The sequence below is a fragment of the Ruegeria sp. B32 genome, from assembly GCF_025141855.1.
Classification (GTDB): domain Bacteria; phylum Pseudomonadota; class Alphaproteobacteria; order Rhodobacterales; family Rhodobacteraceae; genus Ruegeria; species Ruegeria arenilitoris.
The window spans coordinates 1,234,507-1,253,681 of the sequence record NZ_CP081106.1; the positions used below are offsets into that span (position 1 = coordinate 1,234,507).

Annotated in this window: 18 protein-coding genes and 2 tRNA genes; 4 read left to right on the top strand and 16 right to left on the bottom strand. The window is 60.5% G+C overall.

Features of this window, described 5'->3' with window-relative positions:
* Window positions 1-60 precede the first annotated feature (60 nt).
* The 12 genes from K3752_RS06325 to K3752_RS06380 form a co-directional block, all read right to left on the bottom strand.
* Window positions 61-330 carry a DUF2160 domain-containing protein gene (locus tag K3752_RS06325; protein ID WP_370797609.1) on the bottom strand — a complete coding sequence of 90 codons (270 nt, stop codon included), beginning with the start codon at window positions 328-330 and terminating at the stop codon, window positions 61-63.
* A 146-nt stretch (window positions 331-476) separates the two neighbouring features.
* Entirely contained in the window at window positions 477-1,274 is a 798-nt protein-coding gene (locus tag K3752_RS06330) for a carbohydrate ABC transporter permease (RefSeq protein ID WP_170339760.1), read from the bottom strand.
* Window positions 1,271-2,134: a carbohydrate ABC transporter permease gene (locus tag K3752_RS06335; protein WP_005983941.1), complete on the bottom strand. Its 864-nt coding sequence runs from the start codon at window positions 2,132-2,134 to the stop codon at window positions 1,271-1,273. Before K3752_RS06335 ends, K3752_RS06330 begins: the two co-directional genes overlap by 4 nt.
* Entirely contained in the window at window positions 2,131-3,207 is a 1,077-nt protein-coding gene (locus K3752_RS06340) for an ABC transporter ATP-binding protein (protein ID WP_170368276.1), read from the bottom strand. Before K3752_RS06340 ends, K3752_RS06335 begins: the two co-directional genes overlap by 4 nt.
* A gap of 1 nt (window position 3,208) precedes the next feature.
* Window positions 3,209-4,267 (bottom strand): ABC transporter ATP-binding protein, encoded by a 1,059-nt coding sequence (locus K3752_RS06345; RefSeq protein ID WP_170403825.1) that lies wholly within the window; start codon window positions 4,265-4,267, stop codon window positions 3,209-3,211.
* 93 nt (window positions 4,268-4,360) lie between these two features.
* A complete protein-coding gene (locus K3752_RS06350; protein ID WP_170433261.1) occupies window positions 4,361-6,100 on the bottom strand; it encodes an ABC transporter substrate-binding protein in 1,740 nt (579 codons plus the stop codon).
* Between the two features lie 319 nt (window positions 6,101-6,419).
* A tRNA-Glu gene (locus K3752_RS06355) sits at window positions 6,420-6,494 on the bottom strand.
* A gap of 24 nt (window positions 6,495-6,518) precedes the next feature.
* Window positions 6,519-6,593 (bottom strand) — tRNA-Glu (locus K3752_RS06360).
* 109 nt (window positions 6,594-6,702) lie between these two features.
* Window positions 6,703-8,445: a single-stranded-DNA-specific exonuclease RecJ gene (recJ, locus tag K3752_RS06365; protein ID WP_170461798.1), complete on the bottom strand. Its 1,743-nt coding sequence runs from the start codon at window positions 8,443-8,445 to the stop codon at window positions 6,703-6,705.
* A gap of 69 nt (window positions 8,446-8,514) precedes the next feature.
* Window positions 8,515-9,498, bottom strand: coding sequence for a class II fructose-bisphosphatase (gene glpX / locus K3752_RS06370; protein WP_093961740.1), 984 nt, complete (start codon window positions 9,496-9,498; stop codon window positions 8,515-8,517).
* Window positions 9,499-9,570: 72 nt separating this feature from the next.
* A complete protein-coding gene (locus K3752_RS06375; protein WP_260065656.1) occupies window positions 9,571-10,857 on the bottom strand; it encodes a homoserine dehydrogenase in 1,287 nt (428 codons plus the stop codon).
* A 132-nt stretch (window positions 10,858-10,989) separates the two neighbouring features.
* Window positions 10,990-11,238 carry a hypothetical protein gene (locus tag K3752_RS06380; protein ID WP_170339166.1) on the bottom strand — a complete coding sequence of 83 codons (249 nt, stop codon included), beginning with the start codon at window positions 11,236-11,238 and terminating at the stop codon, window positions 10,990-10,992.
* 100 nt (window positions 11,239-11,338) lie between these two features.
* Here K3752_RS06380 and K3752_RS06385 point away from each other — a divergent pair, with 100 nt between their 5' ends.
* Window positions 11,339-11,926, top strand: a complete 588-nt coding sequence (locus K3752_RS06385; RefSeq protein ID WP_170339745.1) for a TetR/AcrR family transcriptional regulator — start codon at window positions 11,339-11,341, stop codon at window positions 11,924-11,926.
* Between the two features lie 31 nt (window positions 11,927-11,957).
* Here the strand turns inward: K3752_RS06385 and K3752_RS06390 are convergent, their stop codons facing one another.
* Window positions 11,958-12,869 (bottom strand): pirin family protein, encoded by a 912-nt coding sequence (locus K3752_RS06390; RefSeq protein WP_170368282.1) that lies wholly within the window; start codon window positions 12,867-12,869, stop codon window positions 11,958-11,960.
* 158 nt (window positions 12,870-13,027) lie between these two features.
* Here K3752_RS06390 and K3752_RS06395 point away from each other — a divergent pair, with 158 nt between their 5' ends.
* Complete coding sequence (locus tag K3752_RS06395; RefSeq protein WP_170437146.1) at window positions 13,028-13,498, top strand: hypothetical protein; 471 nt, start codon at window positions 13,028-13,030, stop codon at window positions 13,496-13,498.
* A gap of 3 nt (window positions 13,499-13,501) precedes the next feature.
* Here K3752_RS06395 and K3752_RS06400 read toward each other — a convergent pair whose 3' ends face one another.
* Genes K3752_RS06400 through K3752_RS06410 form a run of 3 tightly spaced genes read right to left on the bottom strand, consistent with a single transcriptional unit; the run spans window position 13,502 to window position 16,297 of the window.
* A complete protein-coding gene (locus K3752_RS06400; protein WP_254441401.1) occupies window positions 13,502-14,086 on the bottom strand; it encodes a TadE/TadG family type IV pilus assembly protein in 585 nt (194 codons plus the stop codon).
* A complete protein-coding gene (locus K3752_RS06405; RefSeq protein ID WP_254430017.1) occupies window positions 14,073-14,579 on the bottom strand; it encodes a TadE/TadG family type IV pilus assembly protein in 507 nt (168 codons plus the stop codon). Before K3752_RS06405 ends, K3752_RS06400 begins: the two co-directional genes overlap by 14 nt.
* Window positions 14,580-14,629: 50 nt before the next feature.
* Window positions 14,630-16,297 carry a pilus assembly protein TadG-related protein gene (locus K3752_RS06410; protein WP_254442048.1) on the bottom strand — a complete coding sequence of 556 codons (1,668 nt, stop codon included), beginning with the start codon at window positions 16,295-16,297 and terminating at the stop codon, window positions 14,630-14,632.
* A gap of 430 nt (window positions 16,298-16,727) precedes the next feature.
* Here K3752_RS06410 and K3752_RS06415 point away from each other — a divergent pair, with 430 nt between their 5' ends.
* Together K3752_RS06415 and K3752_RS06420 are read left to right on the top strand one after the other, a co-directional pair.
* A complete protein-coding gene (locus K3752_RS06415) occupies window positions 16,728-18,158 on the top strand; it encodes a Glu/Leu/Phe/Val dehydrogenase (protein WP_093961747.1) in 1,431 nt (476 codons plus the stop codon).
* 93 nt (window positions 18,159-18,251) lie between these two features.
* Window positions 18,252-19,157, top strand: coding sequence for a hypothetical protein (locus K3752_RS06420; RefSeq protein WP_244952400.1), 906 nt, complete (start codon window positions 18,252-18,254; stop codon window positions 19,155-19,157).
* The last annotated feature ends 18 nt before the right edge of the window (window positions 19,158-19,175 follow it).

Consider the following 19,175-nt stretch of genomic DNA (forward strand, 5'->3'; position numbering starts at 1 on the left):
GTGTCACCATTTTGCCTGTTATGCTTGCCAGACAAGCATCCTTTCGCGGTTACGCAAAGCCTAAACTTTCCAGAAAACGAAAATGCCCCAGCCGATCGACAGGAAAAGCGGGGTCCAGACCGGTTGGCCGACCAGCCCCAGCCAGGCCAGAAAGATGTAGGCCGAACCCAGCAGGGTGATGAACAGCCGGTCGCCCAACGTGGTGGTCAGGCCCAGCACGCCCCGGCGTTCGATCCCGTCGCGGAACTTGACCACCTCGAGCACGCCGATCAGGGCGATGGCTGAGAAGATGCCCACGAAAACCGCCAGCGTTGCCGGGGTCCAGGCCATCCAGAAATCGGGCCACAGCGGGTCGGTCCAGGAAAAGCCCTTGGGTTCTTCCTGGCCGACATTGCCCCAGCCGGCCTTGGCTTGCGCCAGTGCCGAGGACGGGGCGAGCAGGGAGAGGGAGAGAAGGAGTTTGCGCATGTCGAACCTCATACACGTCCCATCGCGAAGCCGCGCGCGATGTAGTTGCGGACAAACCAGATGACGATAGCGCCTGGGATGATGGTCAGAGTGCCGGCGGCGGCCAGCAGGCCCAATTCGTAGCCGGCGCTGGACGCGGTACGGGTCATCACGGCGGCGATGGGTTTGGCCTCGACCGCTGTCAGGGTCTTGGCCAGCAGCATTTCCACCCACGAGAACATGAAGCAGAAGAACGCCGCCACGCCCACGCCCGCCTTGATATTGGGCAGGAAGATCGTGACGAAGAACCGGGGGAAGGAATAGCCGTCGACATAGGCGGTTTCATCCAGCTCTTTCGGGATGCCGCGCATGAAACCTTCCAGGATCCACACCGCCAGCGGTACGTTGAACAGCGTGTGCGCCAGCGCCACCGCCAGGTAGGTGTCGAACAGATGGATCGACGAATACAGCTGGAAGAAGGGCAGGGCGAACACGGCCGCCGGGGCCATGCGGTTGGTCAGCAGCCAGAAGAACAGCTGTTTGTCGCCCAGGAACCGATAGCGCGAGAACGCGTAGGCCGCAGGCAAGGCCACGCAGACCGAAAGCACCGTGTTGATCGTCACGTAGGTGATCGAGTTGATATAGCCCCAATACCATGTCGGATCGGTGAAGATGGTGATGTAATTCTCCAGCGTAAAGGTCTGGGGAAACAGGGAAAAGCCCGACAGGATCTCGTTCGTGGTCTTGAAGGACATCGCCACCAGCCAATAGATCGGCAGCATCAGGAACGCGATATACAGGATCGGGATGAGAGACCGCTTCTTCATTGCGCGTCATCCTTTGTCATGAGGGTGTAGAAGACCCAGGAAACCAGCAACGTGATGGCGAAATAGATCAGGCTCATCGCGGCCGCGGGGCCAAGGTCGAACTGTCCCAGCGCGATCTTCACCAGGTCGATCGACAGCAGAGTGGTCGAGTTGCCGGGGCCGCCCCCGGTCAGAACGAAGGGTTCGGTGTAGATGTTGAAACTGTCCATGAACCGCAGCAGCACCGCGATGGTCAGAACCGTCTTCATCTTGGGCAGCTGGATATAGCGGAACACCGACCAGGGGCTTGCCCCGTCGATCTTGGCCGCTTGGTAATAGGCGTCGGGGATCGACACCAGACCGGCATAGCACAGCAGCACCACCAGCGAGGTCCAGTGCCAGACATCCATCACCACGATGGTGATCCAGGCCGACAGCGGCTGCTGGGTCATGTCATAGTTGATGCCCAGCACGTCGTTCAGGAAATACCCCAGCAGGCCGATCTTGGGCAGGGTGAAGATGTTCCACATCGAGCCGACCACGTTCCACGGGATCAGCATCGGCAGGGCCATCAGGACCAGGCAGACCGGCACCCAGAAGCCCTTGCGCGGCATCGACAGGGCCACGATGATGCCCAGCGGCACCTCGATCATCAGGATCAGCGCGGTGAACAGGAACTGCCGCCCCAGCGCCGCCTGGAACCGGTCGGACCGCAGGATCTGTTCGAACCAGCCCAGCCCTTCCCAGAAGAACTGGTTGTTGCCAAAGGTTTCCTGCACCGAGTAGTTGACCACCGTCATCATCGGCACCAGCGCGTTGAACGCCACCAGCGCCAGCACCGGCAGGACAAAGAACCACGCTTTCTGGTTTTCCGTTCTCATCGGGCGCGCTCCTCGGTTGCGATCCAGCCGTCGCGATACACGCGCGTCTGTTCAGGTTTGAATTTCAGAAAGACTTGCGATCCCGGCTCGGGGGGCGCGTGTTCGGTCACCGCCTTCAACGCGGTGTTGCCGACCATGGCACTGACCACAAAATGCCGGCCGATATCGGCCACCTTGGTGACATGGGCCGGAATGCCCTCGGGGCCGAAACCCACATATTCGGGCCGGATGCCCAGATCTGTGCGGCCGCCACTGCCGCTGACCGGACCTTCCAGCGCCACCTCGTGCCCTTCGAACAGGGCACGATCGCCGCGGGCTTCGCAGGGCAGAACGTTCATGCCGGGCGAGCCGATGAAATGGCCCACGAACGTGTGCTGCGGGCGTTCGAACAGCTCGACCGGGGTGCCGATCTGGACCACTTCGCCTTCCTGCATCACCACGACCTCGTCGGCGAAGGTCAGCGCTTCGGTCTGGTCGTGGGTGACATAGATCATCGTCGCCTTGACGCGCTGGTGCAGCTCTTTCAGCTTGGACCGCAGCTTCCATTTCAGATGCGGGTCGATCACGGTCAATGGCTCGTCGAACATCACCGCGTTCACGTCGTCGCGGACCAGACCGCGCCCCATCGAGATCTTCTGCTTGTTGTCCGGGCTGAGGCCGCTCGCGCGGGTGTTCAGCATGTCGGTGACATCCAGCATCTCGGCGATCTCGTCGACGCGGCGCTTGATCGTCGCGGGATCGACGCCGCGGTTCTTGAGCGGAAAGGCCAGGTTTTCGCCCACGGTCATCGTGTCGTAGATCACAGGGAACTGAAACACCTGCGCGATGTTGCGCTGATCGGGGGGCAGGGCGGTCACGTCGCGGTCGTCGAACAGGATCTGCCCCTCGGATGGGGTCAGCAGCCCCGAGATGATGTTCAGCAGCGTGGACTTGCCGCAACCCGACGGCCCAAGCAGAGCATAGGCCCCGCCATCACGCCAGGTTACGTCGATTTCCTTCAGCGCATAGTCCTGTGGGCCTTGCGGCGATGGCATGTAGCTGTGTTTGAGGTTTGCAAGCTTGATCTGTGCCATGTCAGGCCACCCTTTTGCCGTCTTGGCCGAAATACCGGCAATGGGCCGGGTTCATGTAGAATGTGTGGTCCTCGCCCACCTGATAGGGGTGGACCCCTGCGGCCAGAGACACCCAGGCGTCCTCGCCATGTTGGAAATGCGCGCTGGAGTCGGACCCGGAGAGCTCGGTCACGATCACGCGGCCGGTCAGCTCGACATCATCGGCCGAGGCGCGCACGGGGGTGACGCGGTGCGGGCGCACGGCGACCTTGTATTCCCCGTCGGACAGGCTGATGCCCTGGCTCAGCCGCCATGTTCCGCCGCCGGCCAACTGAACCTGGCCGCCGGTGATCGTGACGCGGGCCACGTTGATGGGCGGGTCGGAAAACACCCGCGCGGCGGCGAGGTTTTCGGGATTGCGATAGATGTCCGCCGTCGGGCCGAACTGGGTCACGCGGCCGTCTTCCATCAAGGCGGTGTAGCCGCCCAGCAGCAGCGCCTCTTCGGGTTCGGACGTGGCATAGACCACCACGGCGCCGCGCCCGGCGAACAGCTCGGGCAGTTGCTCGCGCAGTTCCTCGCGCAGCTTGTAGTCCAGATTGGCCAGCGGCTCGTCCAGGAACACGGCGCGGCTGTCCTTTGCGATGGCGCGGGCCAGTGCGGTGCGCTGCTGTTGGCCGCCCGACAGTTCGTGTGGACGACGGTGCAGCATCGGGCGCAGTTGCAGCAGGTCGGCGGCTTCTTCCACGCGGCCTTCGATCTCGGATCGCGCCATTCCGGCCACGCGCAGCGGCGAGGCGATATTGTCGAATACAGTCATATGCGGGTAGTTCACGAAGAACTGGTGCACGAGGCTGATCTTGCGTTTCTGAGTGTTCAGCCGGGTCACGTCCTGCCCATCCATCAGGACCTTGCCCGAGGCAATCGGATCCAGGCCGGCCATCATCTTGATCAGAGAGGTCTTGCCCGACCCGGTCGCGCCCAGCAGCACGTTGAAATGGCCGGTCTGCAGCGTCAGGGACGTGGGTTTGATATGGGTAACGGTGCCGACCCGCTTGGTTGCGTTTTGTAGTTCGATCATGTCCGTGGGTTCCGATCCCGCAGCGCGTGGCAACGCTGTTTGGTCTTGGTTGGTAAGGGGCGCCGGTACCGGCGCCCCCCGGGGAGTAGTGGCTTACTGGGACTGCCAGCGTGCCACCAGTTCGTCGTAGTTGACGGTCTGGCCTTGCGGCTTCTCGTTCTCCAGCTTGGCTTTCGGCGCGCCCGGCTTCTCCAGCCAGAAGGCCGGATCCTGCGGTTCGTTCAGGCGCGGACCACAGCCGCCGTAGACGCCGGCGCTTTCATCCGCGGCCTGCATGCGGGCCATGGTGATGTCCATCTCTTCAGCCAGACGGTCCATCGCCTCTTGCGGGGTGAAGGCGCCCGAGTTCACGTCACCGATCTGCTGCCACCAGATTTGGGCCAGCTTCGGATAGTCGGGAACGTTGATGCCGGTCGGCGACCACGCCACGCGGTCGGGCGAGCGGTAGAACTCGACCAGGCCACCCAGCTTGGATGCGCGTTCGGTGAACGACTCGTGGTTGACCGAGCTGTCGCGGATGAAGGTCAGACCCACATGGGACTTCTTCACATCGACAGTCTTGGACGTCACGAACTGAGCGTACAGCCACGCGGCCTGTGCCCGATCCGACGGGGTGGACTTCAGGAAAGTCCACGATCCCACATCCTGATAGCCAACCTTCTGGCCTTCTTCCCAATAGGGGCCATGCGGGCTGGGCGCCATCCGCCACAGCGGGTTGCCCTCATCATCGACGGTATTGTTGCCTTCGGACTTGGGCTTGACCATGTCGGCGGTAAAGGCCGTGTACCAGAAAATCTGCTGGGCCACGTTGCCTTGCGACAGGGCGGGCAGCGATTGGTAGAAGTCGTAGGACGCCGCACCCGGAGGCGCATAGGCCCGCAACCACTCGTCCCATTTGCGGATCGCATAAACCGCTGCCGGGCCGTTTGCGGCACCACCCCGCGACACCGACGCGCCGACCGGGTTGCAGGTGCCCGCTTCCATGCGGATGCCCCATTCGTCGACGGGCACACCGTTCGGCTCGCCCTTGTCGCCGGCACCGGCCATCGACAGCCAGGCGTCGGTCATCCGCCACCCAAGGTCAGGCGCGCGCTTGCCGTAATCCATGTGGCCATAGATCGCGACACCGTCGACTTCCTTCACATCATTGGTGAAGAATTCGGCGATATCCTCGTAGGCAGACCAGTTGACCGGAACGCCCAGATCATAGCCGTATTTTTCCTTGAATGCGGCCTTGTTGGCTTCGTCATCGAACCAGTCCTTGCGGAACCAGTACAGGTTGGCGAATTGCTGGTCGGGCAGCTGGTACAGCTTGCCGTCGGGACCGGTGGTGAACTGGATACCCATGAAGTCATCCAGGTCCAGCGTCGGCGAGGTTGTCGCCGCCCAATCACCCGCCATCATATCCGACAGGGGATAGGCCAGTTGCAGGCGCGAGTGCGTACCGATCAAGTCACTGTCGTTGACATAGCCGTCATACAGGTTCCGTCCGGTCTGCATCTGCGTCTGGACGGCCTGAACGACCTCACCTTCACCCAGGATCTGGTGGTTGACCTTGATGCCGGTGATTTCCTCGAACGCCTTCGTCAGAACTTCGGATTCATACGAGTGGGTCGGGATACCTTCGGACAGAACGTTGATCTCCATCCCGGCATACGGTTCGGCAGCGTTGATGAACCACTGCATTTCCGCCATCTGCTCGTCTTTCGACAAGGTGGATGGTTGGAACTCGTCGTCGACCCACCGCTGTGCTGCGGCTTCGTCGGCCCAAACAGGACCGTGCCCCGCAATGACGGCAGCCGCCGCCACTGCGGACAAAAGATGTTTCCGCATCTTTCTCCTCCCAAAATTTATGGTTCTCCGGCGCGAACCGGATGACGAACAGCATCAGCGATTTTTCGCGAGTCTGTCAAACTAAAAAATTAGTAAATGGCGAAATTGGCCTGTTCGACCCAACGAAATCAACGACTATAGCCTTGAAAATATATGGTTTTTAACCCACCCGACGTGGCGTCATCGGCTAGGCGAAAAGAGCATACCAATGACGCTTCGTTATGGATTTTTTGGCGTCACCGCTTGGTCGAGCTGCAAATCTGGATGCAGAAAGTCGCCGCAGTGGTAGCGCGCGATTTGCGTTTCTCGGGGGTGAAAATGGCAGCCCGTAGGGGAATCGAACCCCTCTTTCCAGGTTGAAAACCTGGCGTCCTAACCGATAGACGAACGGGCCACGTCAGCATTGCCCAAGCACAAGTGGCAGCCCGTAGGGGAATCGAACCCCTCTTTCCAGGTTGAAAACCTGGCGTCCTAACCGATAGACGAACGGGCCACGCTGGCTTGTGGAGGGCCTTTTACGGATTACGCCCCCCACCCGCAAGACGAAAAACGCACGGCCAGGAAACTTTTTTGCGGGTCAAAAAAGGCAGTGGCGTCAGCGGTCAATTTGCATCGGCCGCGTCTTCCAGGCGCAACTGCACGCTTTGCCTTCCACCCCATGTATTGACCTCGAGCCGACCGGCAAAATGGAACCGCGCGCCACCGTGATTTGACAGCCTTTCGCCCATCGGTCCGTCAAAGGCACCAAATGCAATCGCGTCCAGCCCACCACCCATTCCGTCCGACAGCGACAGCTTCAGATGGGTATCTCCGACCCGCTTGGCAAAGCGGACCTGCAGGTCGGGCATTGCAAATCGAGGGGCAGGGGCCCCGGCGCCAAATGGGCCGGCCTGCTCGATCTTTTCGATCAGATCAACCGAGGCCGCCCCGGGCATCAGCGCACCGTCCAACTTGAGGTCGGCAGGACCGGCTTGGCCCGCCCCCTGTTTTGCCAGCAACTCCGAGAGTCTCTCCATCGCCGGTTCCAGCTGGTCGCGCATCACGGTCAGACCTGCGGCCATCTTGTGACCGCCGCCCTTGACCAACAAACTCTCGGCGGCCAACCGGTGGATTGATGCACCAAGATCGACACCTGAGACCGAACGGCCCGAGCCTTTGCCTTCGTCACCGTCGAAACCAATCACGACGGCGGGACGGTTCGACGCCTCTTTAAGGCGAGCCGCCACGATCCCAACGACGCCGGGATGCCAGCCGTCTCCTGCGGCCCACACCAGCGGCGCATCCAATCCACGTTCTTCGGCCTGCGCCAGCGCTGCGGCGCGGACCGCATTCTCGATGTCGCGCCTTTCGGTGTTCAGGTCATCAAGGCGCCGGGACAAGGCCTCGGCCTCGGTCACCGAGTCGGTGCAGAGCAGCCGCGCGCCGAGGTCTGCCTGTCCAACCCGGCCGCCTGCATTGATGCGCGGCCCAAGCAGAAAACCCAGATGGTAACTGTTGGGCGCCGAATCCATACGCGCCACTTCGGACAGCGCAACCAGGCCGGGGCGTTGCCGTTGCCCCATCACTTTCAAGCCCTGCTGAACAAGCGCCCTGTTGACCCCGATCAGGGGTGCGACGTCCGCCACGGTCGCCAGCGCGACCAAATCCAGCATCGCCATCAGGTCCGGGCCTTGGCTGTTGGCCTCGCGCAGTTGGCGCCCGGCCTCAACCAGCATCAGAAAGACCACGGTTGCAGCACACAGATGGGCCAGGTCACCGCTTTCATCCTGGCGGTTGGGGTTCACCACGGCCACGCAATCCGGCAGCGTTTCGGCGCCCAGGTGGTGATCGAGAACGATCACATCGGCCCCCTTGGCGGCGGCAATTGCTTCGTGGCTGAGCGTGCCGCAGTCCACGCAGATGATCAGATCATGCGTTTCAGCAAGCTGGCTCATGGCGGGGGCGTTGGGGCCATAGCCCTCGTCGATACGATCAGGCACATACAAGGTCGCCTGCCGCCCCATCTGCCTGAGCCAAACCAGCAACAGGGCTGCAGAGCTTCCACCGTCGACGTCATAATCGGCGAAAACGGCGATGCGCTGGTTGTCCCGCACCGCTTTCAGGAACCGCGTTGCGGCGATCTCCATGTCGCGCAGGCTGCGAGGATCGGGAAGAAGGTCGCGCAGTTTTGGAGACAGAAAGCTCTCGGCCTCCATCGGCGGGACACCGCGCCGTGCCAGCACCTGGCACAGGGGGCGGGGCAGGTCGGTCTGCTGGGCCAGCATCTCGGCGGCCCGGTCCAATTCAGACGATGGACCAATCCACCGGCGGCCCGTCAAAGACTGTTCAACACCCAGAAAGCTCAATCCACTTCTCCTGAAAAGGGCCGAATCCTGTCGGACCCGGCCCTTGAACGGTTTTGTCTGCGGGGCCGCTCAGCCTTCGACATGCGGCCAAATGGGGGTGCGGTAGGACATGCGCCGCACCGATCCGGTTTTCGAGCGCATCAACAGGGTCGTCGTCTCGACCCAACCCGGTTCCCGCTTGATCCGCGGCAGCAGCGACCCGCCGGTGACACCGGTCGCCGCAAAGATCACATCGGCGGTGACCATCTCGTCGCGGGCATAGACACGATCCAGATCGGTAATACCGGCTTTGGCCGCCCGACCGCGTTCATCATCATTGCGGAACATCAGGCGTCCAAAGATCTGGCCACCCATGCATTTCAGCGCGGCGGCCGCTAGAACGCCTTCGGGCGCGCCACCCTGGCCCATGTACATGTCGATGCCGGTCGTCTCGGACTCGGCGCAGTGCATGACGCCTGCAACGTCACCGTCGGTGATCAGGCGGATCGCAGCGCCGGTTTCGCGCACCTCGGCGATCATCGCTTCATGGCGCGGACGTTCCAGTATGCAAACGGTAATGTCCTCGGGGGTGCAGCCTTTGGCTTTGGCCAGCGCCTCGACCCTTTCCCGAGGGGACATGTCTAGTGTCACCACGTTCTCGGGGAAGCCCGGGCCGATCGCCAGCTTGTCCATGTAGACGTCCGGTGCGTGCAGCATCGAACCGCGCGGACCCATCGCGATGACGGTCAAGGCGTTGGGCATATCCTTTGCGGTCAGCGTCGTACCCTCGAGCGGGTCCAGAGCGATGTCCACGCCCGGGCCGTTGCCGGTGCCGACCTCTTCGCCGATATACAGCATCGGCGCTTCGTCGCGTTCGCCTTCACCGATGACTACCACGCCAGCGATATCCAGCAGGTTCAGCTGTTCACGCATCGCGTTGACCGCGGCCTGGTCGGCGGCTTTCTCGTCTCCGCGTCCGACCAGCGAGGCCGAGGCCAGAGCGGCCTGCTCAGCCACGCGCGCAAGTCCAAGGGACAGAAGGCGGTCGTTGAAATCGATTTTGGCAGCGCTCATGCGATGTAATCCTTTGGTAAAGCGAAGACGTCCTGACTGGCATAGCCTGCTCGTGGCGCAGGCCGCAAGGGTTCAAACCTGCTCGATACGCAGAGCTACCGGTTCGCCCGCAACCACATCCGTGGTGCGCAAGTCCTCCAACGCAACGTCCAGCGTGGCGCGTGTGGTCTTGTGTGTAACGATCAGTACCGGTGCCGTGTCCTCGGCATGTGCGTATTGGCGCATCCGGTCGATTGAAACGCCGGCATTGCCCAGAATCGCGGCCACCTTGGCCAGCGCACCTGGTTTGTCCAGCAATGCAAGGCGCAGATAATAAGGGGCAGGCAGGCCGGTGATTGCGGGCTTGGAGTCGACCAGCGACGTGGCGGGTTGACCAAAGGTGGAAATCCGCAGGCCCCGCGCCAGGTCGCAAACATCCCCCATCACCGCACTGGCCGTCGGGCCTTCGCCAGCGCCGGGTCCGCGCAAAACGATCTGTTCGACGGCGTCGCCCTCAATGACCACCATGTTGGTGCCGCCTTCCAGCTGCCCCAAAGGCGAGTCACTGGGTACCAGGCAGGGTTGCATCCGTTGTTCAAGCCCGCGCGGCGTGCGCTGCGCAACGCCCAACAGCTTGATGCGGTAGCCCATATCGTCGGCCTGATGGATGTCATCCAGGCTGATATGCTGAATGCCCTCGATCTCGATCCCGTCGAAATTCGGCTTTGTTCCAAACGCGATAGAGGCCAACAGCGCCAACTTGTGCGCCGCGTCGATGCCGCCAACGTCAAGGTTGGGATCCGCTTCGAGATACCCCAACTGAGCGCACTCCTCGAACAGGGCGTTGTAGCCCAATCCCTGCGACTGCATTCGGGTCAGGATATAGTTGCAGGTGCCATTCATCACGCCCATGACGCGCTTGATGTCATTCCCGGCCAACCCTTCGGTAAGGGATTTTATGACCGGAATTCCTCCGGCCACGGCGGCCTCGAACCGGATCACGCGGCTCGCGGCTTCGGCCTGTTCCGCCAATGCCTGGCCGTGAATGGCCAGCAGCGCCTTGTTTGCGGTGACCACATCCTTGCCGCTGGCCAATGCCGCCTCGACCGAGGCCTTTGCCGGGCCATTTTCACCCCCCATCAGCTCGACGAACACATCGATGTCGTCGCGCTTGGCCAAGGCCACAGGGTCGGATTCCCACGCGAAGCCGGACAGGTTCACCCCGCGATCTTTGGCGGCGTCGCGCGCCGAAACGGCAACGATCTCGATCGGACGACCAGTGCGTGCTTGGAGCAATTCGGCATGACGGCGCACGATCTTGACGACGCCCACACCCACGGTTCCCAAGCCAGCAATTCCAAGCCGTAGCGCCTGTGTCATTCCGTGGGTTCCTTTCCGCTCGAAGTCTGCCTGTTGGACGCAAGGTCCTTTGTCGGCTGCCATAGCTGGTTCAACGCGGCGGTGCAATCCGTCAGGGACAGAGTTGTTGCGCAGTGGGCGAGCGTACGGGGCTTACTGGGTCTCGGCGTTCTGGAGTGCCTGTGCCTTTTGCGACAGCCGCTCGGCCCGTTGTTCCAATTCTTCTTCCACGGCGGCTGCCTCGTTCACCGGGTCGACGGGCGGCACGTTGACCTGGGTCAACGGGATCAGCTTGGGGTAGGGCGCGGCCTTTACCGAGGCCGCTTCGCTTCCCTCCAACTCGGGAATATCTGCGCACGCGGCCAACAGGAGCAGCGGCAGGATGACGGAAACAGCTTTCATTTCGCGACCCGAACAGTGAGGAACCTGAACGTGATGCACTTTTTGCATGAACGGTTCAAGCGGGGTTCTATATGAACGTACGTTCATATACGATGGATCCATGGCACGTACTCAAGGCTCTCATTCCGATATCACCGGGCCCCGCATTCGCGAGGCCGCCCTGGGATTGTTTGCACGGCATGGCTATGCCGCTGTTTCCATGCGTCAAATCGCGGGGGAGGTCGGAGTGCAGGCCGGCGCGCTCTACAATTACACTCCGGACAAGCAAAGCCTTCTGTTCCGCCTGATGCAGGACCACATGCAAGAGCTGCTGGCGGCCTATGAAGCGTTGGAACCACAGGCGGATGCATTGGGTGCCTTGCGGCAATTCGTGGGTTTCCACATCCGGTTTCACATGCAGCGACCCGACGAAGTGTTCATCGCCTACATGGAGCTGCGAAATCTGACGCCTGAAAACTTCGCCGAAATCGAAAAGCTGCGCCGACGGTATGAGGATGCGTTACAGAGCATCCTGCTGGCCGGCCAGAAGGACGGTCTATTCTCTGTTCAGGATGCGAAGATCGCGACGCTAGCGGTGATTGCCATGCTGAATGGTGTCATGACGTGGTACAGGGCCGGTGGACGGCTTTCGCTGGACGAGGTCGAGCAGATTTATTGGGATATGGTACGCAAGGCGGTCGCGGCCTGATTGGCCGCGCCACGTTACCGGTTGTCTGGAGTCAGTGCGCCGGCTTGATGAAAGTACCGTTGCGCAACTCCCGAAACGCCTGCTCGAGTTCGGCACGCGTGTTCATCACGATCGGGCCATGCCATGCTACCGGTTCATTGATCGGCGCACCCGAGATCAACAGGAATCGCACGCCTTCAGGCCCGGCCTGAACGGTTATTTCGTCTCCGGTGCCAAACCGCACCAGCGTCCGGTTGCCCGACATGTCGCGAATGTTCAGCTCTTGCCCGGCGACTTCCTTCTCAAGCAGAACGCCGGTCGGCTGCGAGGCGTCGGCGAAAGCGGCCTGCCCATCGAAAACATAGGCGAAAGCACGGCGATAAGTGTCTATCTTGAATGTCTTTTTCACCCCTGCAGGAATCGATACGTCCAAATATTGCGGGTCCGCGGCGATACCGTCCACCGGCCCGGTCTTACCCCAGAACTTGCCGACGATGACCCGCACCGTGGTGCCATCATCATCGATCACTTCAGGAATGTCCTTGCCCTGAACGTCCTGGTACCGAGGCGCCGTCATCTTTTGAGCCGAGGGCAAGTTGCCCCACAGCTGAAACCCATGCATCTGCCCGGATGCATTCCCCTTGGGCATTTCCTGATGCAGAATTCCGGACCCCGCCGTCATCCACTGGACGTCTCCGGCACCCAGTTGGCCGCTGTTGCCCAGCGAGTCGCTGTGATCGACGGTTCCTGACAATACGTATGTGATGGTTTCAATGCCGCGGTGAGGGTGCCAGGGAAAGCCGGCCTGGTAGTCCTGCGGGTGCTCGTTGCGGAAGTCATCAAACAACAGGAATGGATCCAGTTCGGACGGATCCTGAAATCCAAAAGCGCGGTGAAGCTTTACACCAGCGCCTTCCATCGTCGGAACGGCCTTGCGGGTTTCGAGTGTTGGTCTGAGCGACATTTGGATCTCCTGTCTCTGGACCCGTTATCTAATTTTCGCTGAAGTACGGTCAATTCGCGAGAAAGCACTGCCTCTGTGCAAAATTGCGCCGGGTGAGTCTTGGCCTGTTGCTTGACGCTGAAAGCGGGTATGGGGGGCAGGCAAAGGCGGAGTTGGAAATGCAAGAAGACGTACTGGCAACGATTCAGGCTTCATCGGCACGGCGGTGGATGGGCGTGGGAATGCTCGTCACCGTGGGCGCGTTCGTGACTTATGTAGCCCTGGCCGCACCGCCCGCGCCGGAATGGCAGCTGTTCCTGTTCGTGGTCGGAGGTGGCGCGCTTTGGCTTGCGCATCGCGTCTGGCATGCGACCGCGGACCGGATCGAGCTGACGCGCACGGAATTGCGGACAGGCAGCGGCAAGCTGATTGCCGAGGTTGGTGAAATCGAAGGGGTGGATCGGGGTGTGTTCGCCTTCAAACCGTCAAACGGCTTTCTGCTGACGACCCGTAGCAAACGGGGCAGGGCTTGGGCCCCGGGCCTTTGGTGGCGCGTCGGGCGACGTGTTGGCGTCGGCGGCATGACATCCGCCGCCGAGACCAAGTTCCTGTCAGAAATGCTTTCTGCGATGCTGGCCGAGGCCGAATAGCTCTCAGCACCCGCCCGGTGCGTCGATCTTGTCGTAGACGCGCGGGTGGGTGAATACGAAATTGTCCATGGCGAACTCTTCGTCGCCATAGCCAATTAGGAACGGACGCCGGTACCAGTCCTTGACCTCAACAAGTATCATCTTTCCGTTGTCCGGCATGATGGGCAGCTTGTTTCGAATTTCGCCGATGGTTCCATCATTCCACTCTTCAAAACTTTGTCCGCGAACGCACGACCATTGGACGTAGTGTCGGTCATCCGGCAGGTCAAAACGCAAAAATGAAATGCGCATGGACACATCGGAGCGGTCCGAAATCATCTGTTGCAGGAGATCATACAACGAATCGATATAGGTCGCTGTAATGTCGTTACGTTCCCGCGAGATTACGTCCGCGATGGCGTAGGATGCCTTTAGGTTCCGCGAACTCTGCTTGTACCCGTCGAAAAAACTGAATGACGCACACATGCCCCAGAACAGCAGAGGATAGATCATCACGGCCTCGATGCTGATCACGCCGGATTCCTTGCGGGAAAACCGTTTCAGGTATCGAACAGCCGTAGAGAAGATTGAGCGATCAAGTCGGTTCATAGACAAACACCGTTGTTGCGTGCAGTTCATACATACCGTTTGGTTTCTTTTGCGCGATTACGCCTAAGGTTGTGCCGCGCCAAAGTGGCTTAACTTCAACGCAAGCGCGGACGATCATCAACTCGTCTGAAGATCCGGGCTCAAAGACCTGGTTGTTGCGGATCGTCGCCGGGGTATCGATGCAATAGGGGTTGGGATCCAGAGTGTTACCCACAAACGGATCTACCCGGGTCATCTCCAGGATAAGGTTTTCCTTGCAATCCGGAATGTACAGCGCCTTATCGCACACGATCTCCTTCAGCAGGGTATGGGTCCAACCATCCTGAACATTGGTGGTATATTTTTCTAAGTTATTCAAACGCACGTCTCTGATCGTTTCGTCCAGTCCGCGCTCCAGATTGGCGTGGTTGAAGGCTCCGATCCCGACTTCGACGGCTGAGTAGGTCGTCATAATAAAGATCGGAAACCAGAAGACGAATTCGATGGTTGCCATCCCGTCTTCTTTCCGCCGAAACAAGCGGAGTTTTTGGAGTGCACGCTTAATCATTGGGTCAGCCTCAGATTGCGGATAGTCGAGCCGATCGAGGCGAAAACGTCGACGATTTCGTCACCGGTCGCCTCGTAGTAGGCGCCATCATCGCTTTTGCAGTCTTTCAGAAGGGCCTTGCCCTGATCGGGAGCTTCGAAAGCGATAGTGAAGACTACGATGCCATTGGCGCGAGCGGCGGCACACATTGCGCGCGCGCGCGGGTCCTTGGTGCCCGACCCGATCGAAGTGACCGCGTTGTTGTACCAGGTGTTGCCTTTCGTGCTCCCCAGCGCTTCGCGGAACAGGTCGCGGATCGCGCGACGGGTCGTGCGTTCCCAGACCTGAGCCCAGGTCAGGTTGACCGATGTCGCGGGGTCGCCATTGTTGTCCAGAACAGTGCGGGTCTCGCTTCTGCTGTAGTCAAAGTTGTAGCAGACGCCGCCGGACCGGTAGGTGCACCGATAGACAGTATACTCGTCGTTGCCATAGGGATCGTCCTGCCAGATCTCGCGACCCCAGTACCAACCTTTGCTGCTGTCCCATTCGGTATAGTCGACATCGTGCCAAAAGTACTTCTCGGTCTCGTAGTCATAGGTCGAATAGGTGGACTTTTTGGCATTCCACCACAGAATGGACGTACCCTCACGGTAGGGGTCGTTTACCATGTATTGTGTGGTGTTCGCGCCGTCCGTCATCAGCACCAGAACCTTCATCGAGTCGTTGCTGGAGTAGCTGTTGGGACGGGTGGCGAACTCTGCAGGCACTTCGTCACCCGCCAGGCGTGCGATCACCGGTTGAATGCTTTCGTCAAGCAGGGCAAGACCCCATTTCAGACCGACGTCGATCGACGTGTTTCCGCCGGCCGTAAAACTTTCGATGTGATCTTTGAGAACCTGCGGATCCTTTTGCAGGACCGAGACCTCACGGTTGGCGAGTTCGTCACAGACTTCGCTGTAGACGTAGCCGTTGCTGGGGCGCCGGTCATAGGTGCTCCACGGCGTGAAGTGCAGTGTGCGTTGGCGGATCGTATCGGGGTCCAGAGCGGTGGTGTTGAACTCGCTGCTGGTGAAGTTGATGCAGTTTGCCCGGTTATTGGTGCCGGTCGTGCTGAATTCGTCCATCAGATAGTCGGGCAGCGACACCTGAGTTGCGTAGGGGATGATCGAGATCGACAGCTTCCCGTCCTCGGTCTTGTCCGCCATCTCTTGCACGAAGTTTTTGGCCGCCACTTTTAGGTTGGCCAGGCGATTGTAGCTGTTCATCGAGCCAGAGACGTCGAGGACCAAAGAAATCTCAACGTCATCAATGGCTTCCTCGGCAACGCTGGTTGCCGCGCTCACGATCGAGTCAACATCCCACCACTGCATGAAGTGCATGCCGACATCCATCTGGGCGCTCGCTTGGACCTTGCGGTAGCCTTCGATCGTAACGGCGGTCGCGCCGCAGACATTGGGTTCCACGATCGGGTCACCAACCAGGTACTGGTCCAAGCCTTCCTTCGCGAGGTAGTCGACGACTACGTCCTTGGGGCAAAGGTCCTGGTCCAGGTCGGCCGCCGCCAGTACGGCGCGGTCCAGAGCATATTGCAGGCGCGCACGTTCGCGATCGTACCGCATAACGTCCACGGCGAAGCCCGCCGCGGTGAAGATGATCATCAGAAGGAAGAGGGCGAAGATGGTCATCGTCCCGCTTTCCGAGGTCACGAAAGACTCGACGGCGCCCCGGCAGCGGTCTGCCTGGCGCGGTTTCTCCGACCGTGTCGATGTCCATTCAAAATTGCGCATAACGAAATCCTTTTGCCGGCCAAAAGCAGCGAAGCCAGTTCTTCGGAACTTTAATAATTTAGATGTGGATCGTGGCGAGAATTGGGCGTGATCGTCACTATGGTGCTCTTTTTGAATGAAAATCGGCGGCAGTCTGGCCGGGAAGGGCATCTTTGTTTCGTTGCTCGGGACAATTTCTGGAAATCGTAAACGTCCGCGACTCGGCTCGGTTGCTCGAAACGCGCTGTTCATAAATTGATGAAAAAAAGTGCAAATCGCGATTGCAGCTGCTTGCCAAGGGTGCGACAAAACGTCATGACGCTCGACGTCAACCGGCATGGAGGATTTTATGACGGCCATCAAGGAACCCAGCTTTCGGGAGAGTGTAGATCTGATGTTCAACAGGGCGGCTGCCCTGATGGATCTTCCACCCGGGCTTGAGGAAAAGATCCGGGTTTGCAATGCGACCTACACCGTTCGGTTTGGCGTGCGTCTGCGGGGGCAGATCCATACTTTCACCGGCTATCGCTCGGTTCATTCCGAGCATATGGAGCCGGTAAAAGGCGGTATCCGCTATGCGATGGCCGTGAACCAGGACGAGGTCGAGGCGCTTGCTGCGCTGATGACCTACAAGTGTGCTCTGGTCGAGGCGCCTTTCGGCGGGTCCAAGGGTGGCCTACGCATCGACCCGCGCAAATACGAAGAGCATGAACTGGAGCAGATCACCCGCCGTTTCGCCTATGAACTGGCCAAACGCGACCTGATCAACCCGTCGCAGAACGTCCCGGCCCCCGACATGGGCACCGGCGAGCGTGAAATGGCTTGGATGGCTGACCAGTATGCGCGGATGAACACCACAGACATCAACGCGCGGGCCTGTGTGACCGGCAAGCCGTTGAATGCCGGCGGCATCTCGGGCCGGGTCGAGGCGACGGGGCGTGGCATCCAATACGCGCTGCGAGAATTCTTCCGGCATCCGGAGGACGTCAAAAAGGCTGGCATGTCAGGCTCGCTGGACGGCAAGCGGGTCATCGTTCAAGGCCTCGGCAACGTGGGTTATCACGCGGCCAAGTTCCTGAGTGAGGAAGACGGCTCTCTGGTTGTGGGCATCATCGAACGTGACGGTGCGATCTATAACCCCGAGGGGATCGACGTCGAAGCGGTTCACCAGTGGATCGTCAAACATGGCGGCGTGAACGGCTACCCGGATGCAACGCACACCGCCGAGGGCACTGCTGTGCTGGAAGAGGAATGTGACATTCTGATCCCGGCCGCGCTGGAGGGCGTGATCAACCTGTCCAATGCCGAGCGCATCAAGGCGCCGTTGATCATCGAGGCCGCGAACGGCCCGGTGACCGCAGGGGCCGACGAAGTGCTGCGCAAGAAGGGCACCGTGATCATTCCCGACATGTATGCCAACGCGGGCGGTGTGACTGTCTCTTATTTCGAGTGGGTGAAGAACCTCAGTCACATCCGTTTCGGCCGGATGCAGCGCCGTCAGGAAGAGGCGCGGCACGAGCTGATCGTGAAAGAGCTGGAGCGGCTGGACCGCTACCTTGGTGATGCGTGGTCGATGTCTCCGGACTTCAAGGCTAAGTACCTCAAAGGCGCGGATGAGCTTGAGCTGGTGCGCTCGGGCCTGGATGACACGATGCGCATCGCCTACCAGGCCATGAGCGAGGTCTGGCACGATCGCGACGACGTCGATGACCTCCGCACCGCGGCATACATCGTGTCCATCGACCGTGTCGCCAAGAGCTATCGGGCCAAGGGCCTCTGACGTCTCGGAAACCGGGCAATCGGGCTTTGACAAAAAGTCCGGTTGCCGCACATCCTGCGCTGGAGTTCAGGCAGTGAAACCAGCGAGGATCTCATGCAAATTACCCGTTCTGTAGCTTGGGCCGCGGCGATAGGATCCGCGACCCTGGCGCATGCGACTGCTGCCATCGCCCAACCCCGGCAGGGATGGACGCCGACTGTGGAAGGGTTGGCTGTCTATCAGGGCAGCGCCGATCTTGAGGACGGCGGTGATTTCAGCGCGTCGCGCGCGTTTCTGCGGGCAGGCGGCATTTACAGCTATGGTGACGGGTCCTTTGTGGGTTTGCTGGCGAGTTTCGGTCAGTTTTCCTACGATTTCGGGTTGCCCGGAAACCAGCCGTGGGACGACATCCGCGACATTCGCCTGAGCGTTCCATTGCGTTTCACTCTGGACAACGGGGCTGCGGTGATCGTCTCGCCCCAATTGAGATGGGACTATGAGACCGGCGCCAGTGCCTCGGACGGCTTCACCTATGGTGCCTTCGCCGGCATTTCATGGGCGGTGAACCCCAATCTGCGCATCGGCCCGGCATTTGGCGTATTCTCTGAGGTTGGAACCAATGACCTCGAAGTCTTTCCCGCGCTTCTGGTCGACTGGACCTTTGCCGAGCGCTGGCGTCTGAGTACCGGGCGCGCGCTGGGGGCCACTCAAGGCCCCGGCGTCACGTTGGAGTACAAGGCTTCGGAAAGTGTCAGCGTGGGGCTTGCCGTTCGGTCCGAGCGGGTCCGCTTTCAGCTGAACGACAACGGGTTGGCACCGGGCGGAGTGGGCGAGGACAGCAGCATCCCGGTTGTTCTGTCGGTTGAATACGCGCCAAACCCCGGAGTTTCGCTGTCGGCATTTGCGGGCGCCGAGTTTGACGGCGAGTTGCGCCTGGACAACGCAGCAGGGCAAGAGGTCAGCCGGCAGGGCTATGATACCGCTCCGATCGTGGGCGTTGCCTTCCGTCTGCGGTTCTGAAGGCGAATTCGTTTGCGA

Bases quoted from the DNA above. Each gene is read 5' to 3' on its own strand.
- K3752_RS06345 (WP_170403825.1), bottom strand. From the start codon at position 4,267: ATGATCGAACTACAAAACGCAACCAAGCGGGTCGGCACCGTTACCCAT.
- K3752_RS06340 (WP_170368276.1), bottom strand. From the start codon at position 3,207: ATGGCACAGATCAAGCTTGCAAACCTCAAACACAGCTACATGCCATCG.
- K3752_RS06325 (WP_370797609.1), bottom strand. From the start codon at position 330: ATGGCCTGGACCCCGGCAACGCTGGCGGTTTTCGTGGGCATCTTCTCA.
- K3752_RS06350 (WP_170433261.1), bottom strand. From the start codon at position 6,100: ATGCGGAAACATCTTTTGTCCGCAGTGGCGGCGGCTGCCGTCATTGCG.
- K3752_RS06380 (WP_170339166.1), bottom strand. From the start codon at position 11,238: ATGAAAGCTGTTTCCGTCATCCTGCCGCTGCTCCTGTTGGCCGCGTGC.
- K3752_RS06415 (WP_093961747.1), top strand. From the start codon at position 16,728: ATGACGGCCATCAAGGAACCCAGCTTTCGGGAGAGTGTAGATCTGATG.
- K3752_RS06330 (WP_170339760.1), bottom strand. From the start codon at position 1,274: ATGAAGAAGCGGTCTCTCATCCCGATCCTGTATATCGCGTTCCTGATG.
- K3752_RS06405 (WP_254430017.1), bottom strand. From the start codon at position 14,579: ATGGCAACCATCGAATTCGTCTTCTGGTTTCCGATCTTTATTATGACG.
- K3752_RS06335 (WP_005983941.1), bottom strand. From the start codon at position 2,134: ATGAGAACGGAAAACCAGAAAGCGTGGTTCTTTGTCCTGCCGGTGCTG.
- K3752_RS06385 (WP_170339745.1), top strand. From the start codon at position 11,339: ATGGCACGTACTCAAGGCTCTCATTCCGATATCACCGGGCCCCGCATT.
- K3752_RS06395 (WP_170437146.1), top strand. From the start codon at position 13,028: ATGCAAGAAGACGTACTGGCAACGATTCAGGCTTCATCGGCACGGCGG.
- glpX (WP_093961740.1), bottom strand. From the start codon at position 9,498: ATGAGCGCTGCCAAAATCGATTTCAACGACCGCCTTCTGTCCCTTGGA.
- K3752_RS06390 (WP_170368282.1), bottom strand. From the start codon at position 12,869: ATGTCGCTCAGACCAACACTCGAAACCCGCAAGGCCGTTCCGACGATG.
- K3752_RS06410 (WP_254442048.1), bottom strand. From the start codon at position 16,297: ATGACCATCTTCGCCCTCTTCCTTCTGATGATCATCTTCACCGCGGCG.
- K3752_RS06375 (WP_260065656.1), bottom strand. From the start codon at position 10,857: ATGACACAGGCGCTACGGCTTGGAATTGCTGGCTTGGGAACCGTGGGT.
- K3752_RS06420 (WP_244952400.1), top strand. From the start codon at position 18,252: ATGCAAATTACCCGTTCTGTAGCTTGGGCCGCGGCGATAGGATCCGCG.
- K3752_RS06400 (WP_254441401.1), bottom strand. From the start codon at position 14,086: ATGAACCGACTTGATCGCTCAATCTTCTCTACGGCTGTTCGATACCTG.